Origin of the sequence: Anabaena sp. 90, assembly GCF_000312705.1 — a bacterium.
Taxonomy (GTDB): domain Bacteria; phylum Cyanobacteriota; class Cyanobacteriia; order Cyanobacteriales; family Nostocaceae; genus Dolichospermum; species Dolichospermum lemmermannii.
Genome location: NC_019427.1, coordinates 4,066,914 through 4,082,035, shown reverse-complemented (window position 1 = coordinate 4,082,035; position 15,122 = coordinate 4,066,914). Strand labels below are relative to the sequence as shown.

The following is a 15,122-nucleotide window of genomic DNA, read 5'->3' as shown; positions in this document are numbered from 1 at the left end:
TGTCACGATTTGCAGTAATGCAACCGCTTTATGTCAACAGGATAGGAGAAAATGTCAATCTACTGGTACTGATATCGCAACTCGAAAATGAAATTTGATAAAATATTAATTGCCAATCGAGGAGAAATAGCCCTTCGCATTCTCCGTGCCTGTGAAGAAATGGGAATTGCCACAGTTGCTGTTCACTCCACTGTTGACAGAAACGCGCTGCACGTCCAACTTGCAGATGAAGCCGTTTGCATTGGTGAACCTGCCAGCAGTAAAAGTTATTTGAATATTCCCAATATTATTGCTGCTGCATTAACGCGCAATGCCGGTGCCATTCATCCTGGGTATGGTTTTTTATCAGAGAATGCCAGATTTGCCGAAATTTGTGCGGATCATCATATCGCTTTCATTGGACCTACACCCGAATCTATCAGGCTGATGGGGGATAAGTCCACCGCTAAAGAAACTATGCAAAAAGCCGGTGTTCCTACAGTTCCCGGTAGTGAAGGGTTAGTAGAATCAGAAGCAGAAGGATTAGCGATCGCTCAAAAAATTGGTTATCCTGTAATGGTTAAAGCTACCGCCGGTGGTGGTGGTAGAGGAATGCGGCTTGTCCGCTCCGAAGATGAGTTTGTGAGACTATTCCTCGCGGCTCAAGGGGAAGCAGGAGCAGCTTTTGGTAATTCAGGCGTTTATATAGAAAAATTTATTGAACGTCCCCGGCACATTGAATTTCAGATTTTAGCGGATAACTACGGCAACGTGATCCATTTAGGTGAAAGAGATTGTTCAATTCAGCGTCGTAACCAAAAACTCCTAGAAGAAGCCCCTAGTCCGGCTCTTGATCCAGATTTACGGCAAAAAATGGGAAAGGCTGCCGTTAAAGCTGCCCAGTCTATTAACTACAGCGGTGCTGGAACTATCGAATTTCTTCTAGACAAATTCGGTAAATTCTATTTCATGGAAATGAATACCCGCATCCAAGTTGAGCATCCAGTGACAGAGATGATTACTGGTATAGATTTAGTAGTTGAACAAATTCGCATTGCTCAAGGGGAAAGACTAAAGCTGACACAAAAAGAAGTGGTTCTTCGAGGACATTCTATTGAATGTCGCATTAACGCCGAAGATCCAGATCATGATTTTCGCCCAGCCCCCGGTAAAATTACTGGTTATCTGCCACCTGGAGGACCAGGAGTGCGGATTGATTCCCACGTATACACGGATTACAACATTCCCCCTTATTACGACTCCCTGATTGGCAAATTAATTGTCTGGGGACCAGACCGAGCTACAGCAATTACCCGCATGAAACGCGCATTGAGAGAATGTGCCATTACTGGAGTCCCGACAACCATTCCCTTTCATCAAAAAATTATGGAAAACTCCCAATTTTTGCAGGGTAATATTTACACCAGCTTTGTTCAGGATATGAAAATGCAATAATTGGTCAGTTGTCAGTTGTCAGTTGTCAGTTGTCAGTTGTTAGTTGTCAGTTGTTAGTTGTCAGTTGTTTGGGGAAAAATTTTTTCTTCCTTCTTCCTTCTTCCTCCTGACTCCTGACTCCTGACTCCTGACTCCTGACTCCTTCCTTCTGACTCCTGACTCCTATTACCTATATAACATGGTCAGTAACCCTTGCTGACCTAGTAAAATTTCCCGAATAAAACTAAAAATCGCTACTAAGATAATCGGGGTAATATCTACACCACCAATAGGTTGTACTAACTTCCGCAACGGGATTAAGAAGGGTTCAGTCGGCCAAGCGATCAGACTAAAAGGTAAACGGTTGAGATGGAATTGGGGATACCAGGTCAGAATAATGCGGAAAATAAATAAAAACGTCATCACTCCCAAAAAGGGGCCAAGAATCCAAGTAGTCAAGTTAACACCAGTCATTTTGTTTAGCTAATATTTGTGAGAACATCCTCAACTTAGACCTAAGTTGAGAAATTTTAAGTTTTGTAACGCATTCTTTTTTAATTTTAACTAAATGGTGTCATTTTATTGTGAGAATGGAAAAACAAAGTTATTGACTTGGGATCATCAATCAAGTAGATACCAAGTTGGATAGATAATCCTGTTCTACTTTTCAAGAAAGTAATCCAGGATTAAAATGAGAATAAACTGTGTAAAAAAAGGTTGAGAACTATGACACCCTCTTTAGCAAATTTTCTTTGGAGTTTGGTTTTTGGGACTGCGATTGTCGTTATCCCTGCTACCATTGGTCTAATTTTCATTAGCCAAAAAGATAAAATCCAACGTTTTTAATTCCTAGGGACTGGGGACTGGGGAAGAATTGTCTTCTCCTTTCTCCTGGACTTCTGAACTCCAGTATTCTTCTTCTACAATATTATGACTGGTTAAAATAGTGATGGTAAGTGTAACTCGTTAATATAGATTTGATATTAGGAAAACGCCAATGGTTAATTTTGGGCTGAACTCAGCCAGTGTTTTAGCTCAGGTAAATTTTGGAGCGAACTCAGCCAGTATTCTGGGAATTTTCCTGGCTGTAGCTGGAGCAGCACTGTACTTTCTTAGGACTGTCCGGCCAGAACTGTCAAGAGATCAAGACATCTTTTTTGCAGCGGTTGGCTTATTATGCGGCTTTATTCTTGTCTTCCAAGGATGGCGACTTGATCCAATTTTACAATTTGGTCAGTTGCTTTTGGTAGGTTCTACGGTATTTTTTGCGGTTGAAAGTATTCGTCTGCGGAGTATCGCTACTCAACAAGCTAAACGCAATACTCCCATTGTGGACGATGAACGCGAGGTTAGCAGGAAATATTCTTATTCTGAGCGGCGCAATTATCAAGCTGAGATGGATGCAGATTTAGAACCGCTACCTTATGAAGAAGAGGAAGAAGCTCCTCAACGTCCGAGAATTCGCGGTAGTCGAGATGAACGTTCTTCCCGTGATGACTATTACGAAGATCAAGCTCCACGCAGTTCACCAAACCCACGGAACAGGGAAAGACCAGATTCAGGAGAAAGAAAGCGTCGTCCTAATTCTGGGCGTTCAGTCGGTCGTCCCAGCGAGAGTAATACAGATGAAAATTGGGGTTCTGCTCCCAGACAAGTTGATGATTGGGAAGGTGCAAATTCTCAAGATGAAGTAAGAAAACCACCACGTCGCAATAATAGCGGTAATAACAGTAATAGCGGTAATAATCGCCCCCAACGCCCAGAAAGCCGAGAGGATGATGTTGCTCCTACTCCTAGACCCAGAAAACGTCGTCCTCCCAGAGACTCAGTTCCGCCTAGAAGACAGGATGATGATGAGGCTATACCAACGGATTATGTACCATACAATCCCATTAATAAGCCCAATAATGAGCCGGATAATTCCGATTTTGATGACGATATTTAAAACATTTGGGGTGGACGACGGAAAACAGTAATGTGAAAACATTTACACCTAGCTTCTGGCTCCAACAGTCTATTTATTGGAGCCTAATTTTTGGACTGACAAGTTTACTAATATCTTGTGCTGCTGATAATATCCCGATGGGAGTAACTTCTCTGAATAGCCGATATACTGAAGAACAACCGGCAATGAGTGGTAATGGCCGTTTTTTGGCTTTTATTTCCAATCGTTCTCGTCGTCAGCAGTTGTTAGTATACGATTTAGAAAATCAAAGTTTTATGCCCACACCGGGCTTAAACCGACAATCTGTAATTGCGGAAAGTCCTAGTTTGAGTTATACAGGACGCTACATTTGTTATATTACCAGTGATCAAGGTAGACCAGTTGTAGCACTCTATGATCGGGCTTCGCAAAATTCACAAATTCTGACTCCCACCTTTCGTGGTTGGGTGAGAAATCCTACTATTAGTCCTGACGGGCGTTATGTTGCGTTTGAATCTGCTGGTCGTGGACAATGGGATATTGAAGTTCTCGATAGGGGTCCAACTATTGAGTTAGATATTCCTAATGGTGCAACGGTGAATACCAATTAAAATTTATTTTGTCTGAATCAGGATGTCCAGGATTTAAGGATTTTCAGGATTGGTAATTGGTTTGTTTATTAACCCTTTCTGCTTTTGTTCTCTGTTCCTTGTTCTCTAAATGAATTATAAATTATCAATTATTTTAATTTTATGCTCAACTCTATTAACTGGGTGTTTTGGCTATCCGCGTTTACTCAGTTACCCATTTGATTCTGGGGGTAGGAGTCTTAATAGTTTTTCATCGGAGTTAAATCCGCAAATTTCGGGGAGATATATGGTGTTTACGAGCGATCGCCGAGGCAGTCAAGATGTATATATGTTTGATACGGTGACTCGGAATTTGGTGGATTTACCAGGTTTAAATTCTTTTGATACGATTGCTTCCCATCCTGCATCATCTGATAATGGTAAATTCATTGTTTTTGCTGCTAGTCGTCAAGGACGAACACAAATTGTTTTTTATGATCGAGATGTGCGTCAATTACGAAATTTAGCTGGTGATATCCAAGGAGAAGTCCGCAATCCTACTATTAGTGCTGATGGTAGTAGAATTGCGTTTGAATATAGCAATAATGGACAATGGGATATTTTAGTTTATGACCGTTTTGGGCGAAAATTGAATATTCCTCAAGATCCCAGTTAGTCAGAGGAGTCAGGAGTCACCGAGTCAGGAGTCAGGAGTCACCGAGTCAGGAGTCAGGAGAAAAGAAAGAAGAAGAAGGAAGTAAGAAAGATAAAAGGAAGAATGAAGAGTCAAGTAGGGGCGCAAGGCGTGCGCCCAGAATATAGAATCAATTAATCAGTATTTTGTACAGATTCGATGAGCGATCGCACTTCCTCAGTACCCTGGGATGGTTCAAAGGAAAGGGGAAATTTGCCTTTGACTAGCATTCTTAAACCTAAAGGTGCAAGACTAAGTAATCCTTGTAAATCGCGCAAATAATTACCAACTACTTGCATCCCAAATTGACGTTCATCAATCCAACCACCTTGTTTGACTAAATCTACTAAAACTTTACGGTGACGAATTGCTCGACTATCACTCGCTTCTTTGCGTTCCAGAATTTCCTGTTTAATTTTGGTGATTTGCTCTAATGGGGCAACTTCCATAGGACAAACTGAATCACAATAAAGACAACGAGTACAACCCCAAACTCCTTGAGTTCCTGCGCTATAGTTTTCTAATCGTTCTTCTGTATTACTATCGCGGGAATCTGCCACCATGCGATAGGCTTTAGCTAAGGCATGGGGACCAACAAAGTCAGGATTGACTTCCAGAGCATTACATTCAGAATAACAAGCCCCACACATAATACAATTGCCTGTTTGATCAAGAAGCGATCGCTCTTGAGGCGTTTGTAAGAACTCTCTTTCGGGAACTTGTCTACTTGCTGTACTTACATAAGGGGCAACTTTCTGCAAATTATTCCAAAAACCATTCATATCCACAACCAAATCTTTAATTACAGGCATATTCCCCAAAGGTGCAACTGTAATTTCTGGAGTAGCCTGAGACTGATTTGCCAATGATGATATTTTCTCCAGTCTAGCCAGTTCACTCCCCACATTTTCCTTACAAGCCAAAGCAGAACGCCCATTAATCCGCACAGCACAACTACCACAAATTGTATTGCGGCAATTTTTGCGAAATGCTAAAGTTCCATCTTGTTCCCACTTAATCTGATTGAGACAATCCAGGATAGTATTCCCTGGTTCTACCTCCAAAACGTAGGATTTGAAAACAGGATGAGAATTTTCTTGTTGTCGAGTAATCTTAAAAATAACTTCCATTATTATCAATCCAAATCTTGGGTTCAAATCTTTTCTATGCCTTACCCACCTCAAAATCATGAAGCTAGGGAGGGATGAAGTCCAAAGCATGAAGTATAAACAGACATTTTCTCTTATGCTTGACTTGACCGCAGGCTTCACCCTTAATCCTTTACACTTAATACTTCTTTCGTCAAGCCCTAGTTATCAAAATTCTACATCTTTAAATATATAGAAGTGTTAAAGCAAGTGAACATCTTTCCTCATGGCTATCAAATACCCCATAGATGTGGTAAATTTATTCTTCCCCTAGACAGACGTAGATAATCTGACGAGAGCTTTGAATCTGACGGTGATCAATAATGGGGATTTTCCACCCCGGTTTTTGTTTCTAGTCACTGATAGCTGGCGTAGCGAAGCCATAGAAACTCTAGAATTTAACTGATTCACTCCAAGAAAGCTAGTCGGAATTAGATTAACTTTCATAAAAGTCTTGACATTCTCCTCATGACAGTATGAAGCCTTGGGAAAATCTCTACTGCATTTTACCTCCTCAACTCCAGCGCGTGAGATCAAAATTTAACCGAAATATGAATTTTAAATTCAAAAAATATTTTGCTATTATTATTTCATGCTAGTATTTAATAGAAAATTACGAACTAACAAAATTAGAGACAATAACCGCATAAGCGCGGCTAACACTTCTAAGTTTACTCGTAATGTAGAGACTGGAAAATTCATGTCTCTACTGGCAGAATAAAAGGGTGTATGTTCGTTAGACCACATACAAATACTATGCTATCTTCAGCTAAAGAAGAGAATTAGGTGCAAGCCGATAACTCAAAAGCAAGTAAGATTGGCGGTGAATGTGAAAAACCTGTAATTTATTGGCTCTACGACTTTTTTGGAGTAGAACTAACCTGATTTGTAAAGGTGGCTTGAAGTTACACCGATACAACAGCGCCCAAAGAGAAAATAATTTAATTTCTGATGGCCAATGATGGTTAAAAGCGCAGTAAAATTACTGAAATAAATGTTTGTGGTAACTATGACTTAGAAACCTATTATAGATAACTATGATAGAGTCATTCGTTGCTTCCATATCAGCAGGAATTCACCCATCACCCTCATGTTTTGTTTATTTCTGAAGTCCAGTTGCGCTGATTGCTCAATACTGGACTCACAAGAAAATTTTTAAATGGCTAACGCCATGCTACGCTATCAATTTGAAGAGATTAAGGAAAATTAGAACATAATGGCTGAAACCGCAACTGCCCCATTAACTGGAAAAACATTACTAGCGAAAGTTAAAGAACTTTCCACTTTACCACGTCGGGAAAGAGCAAAGCAATGTGGTTATTACACCGTTACTAAAAATAGCCAAGTTCGGGTTAATTTAACAGATTTTTATGATGCTTTATTGTCAGCTAGAGGCATTCCCCTCAGCCCAGAAGCACCAAAAGATGGACGTGGCCGCGAACCGACATACCGGGTTAGTGTTCATCAAAATGGTCAAATTGTGATTGGTGCAACTTACACCAAAGCGATGAACCTAAAGCCCGGTGATGAATTTGAAATTAGACTAGGTTACAAACATATTCACTTAATTCAACTTGGTGAAGGTGACAAACAATTAACCCAGTCAGATGATGGTGCTGATGAATCAGACGCAGAAGAATAAATTTTTTCACCTATCAGGGCTGGTTTTTCCCTTAATGCTGAAAAATCTATCCCTAAAGCTACCGCTAATTAGTAGCTGTAGTTAAATAATTTCAGTGGCATAAGACATAAAAAACGTTTTGGCCTCTTCCATTAGTCACAAATTCTAGTAGAGTCTTGATGAATAATCAAGAAATCTGTTGTTGCAGGAAGTTAGTCATGTTTTTTATGTCTATTGCGCTGTCATTTTTAGAGTTATCGGCCAATCCTTTGCTGGAGTTTATCAAAGATACACCAGTATTTTTGGTCATGGCTTTTTTTATGGTTTGGATAGGTTGCTGGTTGCCATTAGTAGCAATTTTAGCCATTACCTTAAATTGGCAAATACATAAATCTTTACAACCTGAGCAAAAAATTCCTTTATTAGTATCTCTCTATTTATTAGTACCCCTAATTCTCTGGGGATTTCAATGGTTGAAATTAGGTTCTTTCCCTGATTATGGATTAGTAGGGGAAGTTTCTATTTTCGCTTCTTTATTGCTAGGTTTTAGCTTGGGTGTTTTCAGTCTAGCTATCGTATTTCTTGGGCAAATTCGCGCTGGTTGGTGCTACTTAGAAAAATCTCATCTCAAGTTAATACCATCTAGTTTATTGACAATTTCCCTAGTGGCTTTGTTTGTGGGGGGAATCGAAGAACTGGTATTTCGGGGCTTTATATTCACTCAATTAGAACAGAATTATTCAATTTGGTTAGCTGCAATTATTTCTAGCTTGATTTTTGCTGTCTTACATTTGGTCTGGGAACAAACAGAAACTCTTCCTCAACTGCCTGGATTATGGCTCATGGGTATGGTATTGGTATTAGCCAGATTAGCTGATGGGCATAATTTAGGGATAGCTTGGGGACTTCATGCTGGTTGGGTATGGGCGATCGCTACTATAGATACAGCAGGATTAATCACCTATACGGATAAAGTTTCTGCATGGGTGACAGGTATCAATAAAAAACCCCTCGCGGGGTTAACAGGAATTATGTGTGTTTTGGCGGTGGGGGTAGTGCTTTTATGGGTGTCTGAAATTGTTAATTAGTATTTTTCGCGCAAAGTCGCAAAGGAGCAAAGGCGCAAAGAATGGAAGAATTACTTGATTGTGGTTAAGAATTGGCGTAAGCTGACTAAGCTCAGGGTTTGTCCTAAGTTTAGGGGTAGGATGGATATGCCTTCTAAACGGGATTGTATCCAGCCTTCTCCCCAGTACCATTCGTGAAAGCCGTCAATGCCTCCACTCAGTAGTAAGCGCAGACAATTGGGTTTTACTACGTCTACTCGATGATGAATGGATATGGGCCCTGTGTGAGTAGTAAATTCAAATCCTGACGGTAATTCTGTGGGCATTTCTGGGGGGAAACTTTGCCCCAATAGCCATTTTTTTAGTTGTGCAGGATGCAAAATACTGTCATGAATGGCATTGGCTGATGCTGCGATTTCAATACGGATTTGGCTTTTTTGAAATGTACCTAGCATAGTAATTGGTAATTGGTAATTGGTAATTGGTAATTGGTAATTGGTAATTGGGTAATTTCTTTCTTCCTTCCTTCTTCCTTCCTTCCTTCTTCCTTCTTTCTTCCTCCTCTCCTGACTCCTGACTCCTGACTCCTGACTCCTGACTCCTGACTCCTGACTCCTGACTCCTGACTCCTGACTCGAAACAACTTAGAATATAAAAGTCATCTTGTAAAGAATTGTAAGGTTTTTCATGGCAGATCAATTGATTCGTGCGACTGCGGCGGATGGTGGTATTAAGGCTGTAGGCGTGATTACCACCCGGTTAACAGAAGAGGCTAGACAACGCCATAAATTATCTTATGTGGCTACAGCAGCTTTGGGAAGAAGTATGGCGGCTGGTTTGTTGATGGCTTCCAGTATGAAACGGGTCGGTTCTAGGGTAAATGTGCGAGTTAAGGGCGATGGTCTTTTAGGTGGTATATTGGCAGATGCGGGCTTAGATGGCACTGTGAGGGGCTATGTTGGTAATCCCTCTGTGGAATTGCCTCCCAATGATCAGGGTAAACTAGATGTTGGGGGGGCAGTGGGTACAGGTTTTCTTTATGTAGTCCGCGATATTGGCCATGGCTTTCCTTACTCTAGTACGGTAGAACTTGTTTCTGGGGAAATAGGTGACGATGTTGCTCACTATTTAGCAAATTCTGAACAAACTCCTTCCGCTTTAGTTTTGGGTGTGTTTGTGGGAGAACAGGGTGTGACGGCTGCCGGAGGAATATTGATACAGGTGTTACCGAAAGCTGCGAGGGATGAGGAGTTAGTGGCTACATTAGAATCACGGGTTTCGGCTTTATCCGGGTTTACGCCATTACTGCAAGCAGGTAAAACACTGATAGAAATTTTTAACGATTTGTTAGGAGATATGGGATTGAACATATTTCCGGAAACTCAGATGTTACGCTTTCATTGTGGCTGCTCTTTTGATCGGGTGCTAGGGGCGCTGAAAATATTGGGAGAAGCGGAACTACAAGACATGATTGTGAAAGATAATGGTGCAGAAGCAACTTGTGAGTTTTGCGGTAATATTTATCAAGCAAGTAGTGATGATTTAACCCAGTTAATTGGAGATTTGCAAAGAGAATCTGCAATTTCTGGTTAATGTAACTAGTCACACTCAAACCAAAAAACAGTAATGTTATTGATGAGGGTGATGAATTTTTTGGATGGGTTTTTCTAGATGGGAAAGTTAGGATAGCAAACATAAAATTATCTATATTGATCTACCTACTTTCATATCGCTATTCAATTAGTGTGGTGTGAGCAATGACAGAGCGGGATATTCCAGATAATTGGTCTTCGGACCAAGCAGGAGAACCAATTGGGTTTGAACCCAACTATATATCAAATAATCAAACTGCTGATACTGCTGCAATTGGTGCTAATTCTCAGTCCATGAAGAAAAGCAAAAAGCCAGATGGCACAGGTTTGGCGATAAATGATAATTCAGAATCTACTTTTAATCTCAGTGTTTTAATTGAGAAATTGCCCCGTTGGACTAAAAATTGGGTAGTTTGGGCAGCAGTATTAACTTTAATTCCTGGAAGTATGGGTTTTCTCGCTCTATCCATCCTGTTTAAGTTACCATCTGCCCCTAATTGTCCACAGATTTTCTGGCCTTTGGCTAGTGCGTCAGTGAGAGTACACTGCGCTCAGTTGGCGGCTTCTAAGCAAACTATTAATGATTTGCTGCAAGCGATTACTCTCGTCAAGCAATTACCAGAAAATCACCCACTACGAGGCGAAATTAATCGTCTTTTGGAGGAATGGTCACGGGATATTTTAAAATTAGCTGATCAGAGTTTCCAAGGAGGGAATTTGGAGGAAGCGATCGCTACAGCCCGAAAAATTCCTCCTGATGTCAAGGTTAGTGAACTGGTTGAAGAACAAATTCAAAAATGGCAAACGATTTGGTCAAAGGCTGAAGGAATTTACCAAGAAGCCGAAAAGGAATTGCGTCAACGACATTGGCAATCGGCTTTTATGCTCACAGCTAGATTACTGCGGGTAGATAATAAATACTGGGCAAGCACTAAATATGATCAATTAAATAACATTATTGTTACAGCGCGGGAAGATGGGGATAAACTTTACAAAGCAGAAGATTTAGCAAAGAGTCGCAATTTAGATAATTTACTCAAAGCTATTAAACTAGCTGAGGCGATTAAACCGGATAGTTATCTGTATCAAAAAGCCAAAGAGTTAATATCAGGATTTGCTCGAAAAATGCTCACACTCGCACAAGCAAAGATGAAAGAGCGAAATGCGGATGCAGCATTGGAAATTGCCCGACAAATTCCGCCTATTCCTGAATTACAAGCGGAAGTTGATGATTTTATGGTTTTGGGTGAAGCCCAAAGAAGTGCTTTTATTGGGACTGCGGCTGGGTTAGAAACTGCTATTTCTCAAGCTCAACAAATAGATGCTTCTAGGGATGTTTATAATGAGGCACAACAATTAATTGCGCGTTGGCAATTAGAAATTGAAGATGTTTCTCGGTTAGAGAAAGCCCGAAATCTAGCCAGTCAAGGCACGGTTAATGATTTAACAGCAGCTATTTCGGAAGTACAGCTAATTCCTGGGAATAATCCCCGTGGGACAGAAGCCCGTCAAGAAATTGGCCGTTGGCGTGGACAAGTGGAAACGATTGAAGATAGACCATATTTAGATCGGGCAGAACAAATAGCCATCGGTGAGGATGTTAACTCATTGCAAACAGCGATCGCTGAACTTAATCAAATTCGTTCTGGACGAGCATTATATCCAGAAGCCAGAAAAAAGATGAGGCTATGGACGGCTAAAATTGAGCGCATTCAAGATCAACCATATTTAGATCAAGCCAAGGCATTAGCCGACAGTGGTAATTTAACAACGGCTATTAGTGAAGCCCAAAAAATCGCCTCTTCAGGACGCGCTTTATCAAGTGAAGCCCAATCATCTATAGATACTTGGCAAGACCAAATTCGCGCTAAAGACAGTTGGCAAAAAGCCAAGCAAGTCGCAGTTACTGGCACACCAGAGGCTTTAAGTGAAGCTATCCAGTTGGCAAATCGGGTATCTAGTCGTAACAGTTTACGTTTAGATGTGAATATTGCTATTGACCAGTGGAGTCAACAGTTGTTAGAAATGGCACGTTCTCAAAGTGAGGTAGATGTGGCTAAAGCAATTGATACAGCCAAGTTAATTCCTCGTGGTAGTAGTGCTTACACTGACTCTCGAGAACAAATTAGAACTTGGCGGCAACTTATGATTCCCAAATCCCCTCCTAGTCCGTCTGTGGAATCTATACCTGAACTAACACCAGCAGTTCCAGAATCTCAGCCTTCAGGAAGTCCTAATTAATGGATAATTTTGCTAATTTTAAGTATGAATTATACTAAACACGGGTGAGATTTAAACTTTTGCCAAATGACAAAGAACCCAGATGTGTAGGGGTTTAGCAGTGCTAAACCCCTACGGTTAGAATCAAACAATCAAGCCGTTTTGAGTATAGCCTCACGCAAAGGCGCAAAGTGAGGAATCCTTATATTGCTGTCGTTACCATAGTTTATTTTTCTACGGGTAATATATCTAATACTACCATAGTATTGGTAAATTCATTACTGCTAAACTAGCTGAAAAATAATTCTCTGTGTTCTCCGCGCCTCTGCGTGAAAAAAATAATTCTACCCTTGAGCTTGAATTTGTCTAACTACCGTCAAAGCCGAATAACTTACACCTGCTGTACCTTCTCCAGGATGTGTAGAATCACCAACTAACCACAAATTATTAATGGGAGTCCGATTAGCAAAACCAAAGGGTCCAAAAGTAGGAATTCTTTGACCAATACCGCCCACAATTCCCTTTTCTCTGCCTGTATAATGAGCAAAAGTGCGAGGTGTGGCTGCTTCTACATAAATGATAGTTTCTGGTTTTAAATAGAAATATTCAGAAAGTTTAGAAATTGCATCTTGAGTGAATTTTTGTTTTAACTCTTCATAATTTTGAGTTTCCCACCAGGTCGTAAAATCAACAAAGGAAGAAGCGATAATTGTGGCTTTTCCTAATGGTGCGCGGCCGTCTCCTTCATGACTTACAGATACAAATAAGGAATTATTTTCCCCAATGGGTTTATTTACATCATATAAAAATTGTAAATGCGGTGGACAATTAGGAGGAATTGCACTTTTATCTACACCTAAATAAATCACAAATGCACCGGAAGCTGGTGGGAGTTTTTCTACTCTTTGTTTATATCCAGATGGCGCATTTTCTCCTAATAATTGGACTAAGTTCTGAACGGTGACATTACCAATGATATGATCTGCTGATTCTGTCCAAGTTTCCCCTGTTTTCTGATTTTTAATAACTACCGCTTTAGCTTGGTTATTTTCAACTTCGATTTTTTCGACCGTGTGGCGCATCAATAGTTTACCACTATCTCGTTCTAAGGATTCTACCAAGCGATCGCTCAATACTTGCATACTTCCTTGGAGATGAAATAACCCTTGGGGTAATTGGGATACACTCAAGGCTGTAGCTGCATAAAGTAAAGCGGTTTCTTCCGCACTTACTTGAGAATATAATTTAAGTTGTAAATCTAAAAATGTCCGCAGTCTTTGATCATTTCCTAAACCACATAATCGCAAAGCATCACCAACAGTAAATAAAGTGAAAGGTGCGGTAATAAATGTACTCGGACGCACTGCTTTGATTAATTGTCCTAAATCCCATAAATTCCGGGGTGGTAAAACAGGATCACGTCCTTGAAATTCCCAACTAGCATTAAATAAAGTGGTTAATAATTGCCAAAAAGGTTCACTTCCGGGAAACTGTTTTTGGCGTTCTGCTTGCCATTTTTGCGAATCACGCCAGACATTAATGGGTGTGGACTCTCCGGGAAGATATACAGCACAGGCTGGGTCGCAAGGTGTAGCTGCGGGTAATTCTATATTTAATTCTGAGAAAATGCGGTGATGAATTCCCCCAGGTTCTAAACCTGCTACTTGCGTCGCACCAACATCAAAGGTAAATCCCTGACGTTTGAATGTGGAAGCGCAACCACCGGGAACTATGGCTTGGTCGAGGATAAGGACGTTATAACCTCTATGGGCTAATAATGCCCCGGCTGTAAGTCCACCTATACCCGCACCGATGACGATGACGCGGGATTGATTTTTTGTGTGAGTAGGATTTGTCATAATTCTTAATATTACTAATTATCAGTTTACAATAAATCAATCTCTAAAGCTAAAAGTTAGATTCCCTACTTCTCCAAGAAGTAGAGAATCTGGACAATTGTTAAGTATAAGCACTGTATACTCAGGTTGATTACTGATTATTTAGATAAATAATTACAAATACGTTACTTTTCACTTATACTAGGTTAGACAGTGTTTATACTGTTAATCAATTCAGCCATAACCAGAAGTGTATGAGTAATAGTTTACAACTCACAGAAATAGCAATTTCTCTCGTAGCGAAAAATCTCAATCCCGCAGTTCTCAACCCAGATTTCGTCAAATATACAGGGATTATTCCTTCAGACTGGGAACTAGCAAATCAACCAGTTTACAATAATAATTTAGTTCAGTTGGTTTATAAAAACGGTGTGGGAATCATTGTTCAACCTAACCGACTGAATGTGTTAGAGATGATAGGAGGAAAAACACCGGCAGAAATTCAACTCGCCACAGTTGCACTACAATTGGTTGAAAAATTATCCCAAGTAGAGTATCAAGCAGTAGGAATTAACCCCAAAGCAGTTGTCGGTTTTACATCAGAAGCCGATGCTTATCAATATATATGCAGTAATCTTTTATCACCTGGTTCTTGGCAGGAATTTGGAGGAAGTAAAGTCAATGCTGGATTAGAGTTAAGTTATCCCTTAAAACGGGGAGTTCTGAATTTAGCTATTAATCAAGTAAATGTCCAGTCTGGGGAACAGGTAACACCAGCTATTTTATTCTCTGGTAACTTGAATTATCCTCTCACCGGAAATACCGTTGCGGAAAGAATACAAGACTTACAACAAATAATTGCTAATTGGCAAAATGATGTCAACATTTTCCAGCAATTGTTGGTAGAGAAATTCTTATCATCTTCCCCTTCCCCTTCCCCAGCACAACAAATCAGTGCTTCAGTATTTTCAAAATGAGTAAATAAGTAGTGTAGAGACATTTCTTATTTTTCTATTGTGTGGGTTGGGCATTTGTC

General features: G+C 40.3%; 15 protein-coding genes. 10 read left to right on the top strand and 5 right to left on the bottom strand.

Going from position 1 to position 15,122, the window contains the following annotated elements:
* Nucleotides 1–87: 87 nt before the first annotated feature.
* On the top strand, nt 88–1,434 hold the full coding sequence (accC, locus tag ANA_RS17830; protein WP_015081412.1) for an acetyl-CoA carboxylase biotin carboxylase subunit: 1,347 nt from the start codon (nt 88–90) through the stop codon (nt 1,432–1,434).
* Between the two features lie 165 nt (nt 1,435–1,599).
* On the opposite strand, the gene ANA_RS17825 is transcribed toward accC, so the two are convergent.
* Nucleotides 1,600–1,887, bottom strand: a complete 288-nt coding sequence (locus ANA_RS17825) for a YggT family protein (RefSeq protein ID WP_015081411.1) — start codon at nt 1,885–1,887, stop codon at nt 1,600–1,602.
* Between the two features lie 252 nt (nt 1,888–2,139).
* Between ANA_RS17825 and psbX the strand changes: the two genes are divergently transcribed.
* The 4 genes from psbX to ANA_RS17805 all read left to right on the top strand — a co-directional run bounded on the left by psbX (nt 2,140) and on the right by ANA_RS17805 (nt 4,582).
* Nucleotides 2,140–2,259 carry a photosystem II reaction center X protein gene (gene psbX / locus ANA_RS17820; protein WP_015081410.1) on the top strand — a complete coding sequence of 40 codons (120 nt, stop codon included), beginning with the start codon at nt 2,140–2,142 and terminating at the stop codon, nt 2,257–2,259.
* Nucleotides 2,260–2,410: 151 nt separating this feature from the next.
* On the top strand, nt 2,411–3,358 hold the full coding sequence (locus tag ANA_RS17815) for a Ycf66 family protein (RefSeq protein ID WP_015081409.1): 948 nt from the start codon (nt 2,411–2,413) through the stop codon (nt 3,356–3,358).
* 32 nt (nt 3,359–3,390) lie between these two features.
* Entirely contained in the window at nt 3,391–3,948 is a 558-nt protein-coding gene (locus tag ANA_RS17810) for a TolB family protein (RefSeq protein ID WP_015081408.1), read from the top strand.
* Between the two features lie 109 nt (nt 3,949–4,057).
* Complete coding sequence (locus ANA_RS17805; RefSeq protein WP_015081407.1) at nt 4,058–4,582, top strand: TolB family protein; 525 nt, start codon at nt 4,058–4,060, stop codon at nt 4,580–4,582.
* Nucleotides 4,583–4,734: 152 nt separating this feature from the next.
* Here ANA_RS17805 and ANA_RS17800 read toward each other — a convergent pair whose 3' ends face one another.
* Nucleotides 4,735–5,730, bottom strand: coding sequence for a succinate dehydrogenase/fumarate reductase iron-sulfur subunit (locus ANA_RS17800; protein ID WP_174782876.1), 996 nt, complete (start codon nt 5,728–5,730; stop codon nt 4,735–4,737).
* A gap of 1,234 nt (nt 5,731–6,964) precedes the next feature.
* Here ANA_RS17800 and ANA_RS17795 point away from each other — a divergent pair.
* Complete coding sequence (locus tag ANA_RS17795; RefSeq protein WP_015081404.1) at nt 6,965–7,390, top strand: AbrB family transcriptional regulator; 426 nt, start codon at nt 6,965–6,967, stop codon at nt 7,388–7,390.
* Nucleotides 7,391–7,587: 197 nt separating this feature from the next.
* Nucleotides 7,588–8,457 carry a CPBP family intramembrane glutamic endopeptidase gene (locus tag ANA_RS17790; protein ID WP_015081403.1) on the top strand — a complete coding sequence of 290 codons (870 nt, stop codon included), beginning with the start codon at nt 7,588–7,590 and terminating at the stop codon, nt 8,455–8,457.
* A gap of 50 nt (nt 8,458–8,507) precedes the next feature.
* Here ANA_RS17790 and ANA_RS17785 read toward each other — a convergent pair whose 3' ends face one another.
* The gene (locus tag ANA_RS17785) at nt 8,508–8,891 is read right to left on the bottom strand and encodes a hypothetical protein (RefSeq protein WP_015081402.1); all 384 of its coding nucleotides are present in this window, start codon (nt 8,889–8,891) and stop codon (nt 8,508–8,510) included.
* Entirely contained in the window at nt 8,885–9,079 is a 195-nt protein-coding gene (locus tag ANA_RS26140; RefSeq protein WP_148279080.1) for a hypothetical protein, read from the bottom strand. Before ANA_RS26140 ends, ANA_RS17785 begins: the two co-directional genes overlap by 7 nt.
* Nucleotides 9,080–9,123: 44 nt before the next feature.
* On the opposite strand from ANA_RS26140, the gene hslO reads away from it, so the two are divergent.
* Nucleotides 9,124–10,029: an Hsp33 family molecular chaperone HslO gene (gene hslO / locus ANA_RS17780; protein ID WP_015081401.1), complete on the top strand. Its 906-nt coding sequence runs from the start codon at nt 9,124–9,126 to the stop codon at nt 10,027–10,029.
* 164 nt (nt 10,030–10,193) lie between these two features.
* A complete protein-coding gene (locus ANA_RS17775) occupies nt 10,194–12,269 on the top strand; it encodes a hypothetical protein (RefSeq protein WP_015081400.1) in 2,076 nt (691 codons plus the stop codon).
* Nucleotides 12,270–12,592: 323 nt separating this feature from the next.
* Here ANA_RS17775 and crtD read toward each other — a convergent pair whose 3' ends face one another.
* On the bottom strand, nt 12,593–14,107 hold the full coding sequence (crtD, locus tag ANA_RS17770; protein WP_015081399.1) for a C-3',4' desaturase CrtD: 1,515 nt from the start codon (nt 14,105–14,107) through the stop codon (nt 12,593–12,595).
* 233 nt (nt 14,108–14,340) lie between these two features.
* Here crtD and ANA_RS17765 point away from each other — a divergent pair, with 233 nt between their 5' ends.
* Nucleotides 14,341–15,063, top strand: a complete 723-nt coding sequence (locus ANA_RS17765; RefSeq protein ID WP_015081398.1) for a hypothetical protein — start codon at nt 14,341–14,343, stop codon at nt 15,061–15,063.
* Nucleotides 15,064–15,122 lie beyond the last annotated feature (59 nt).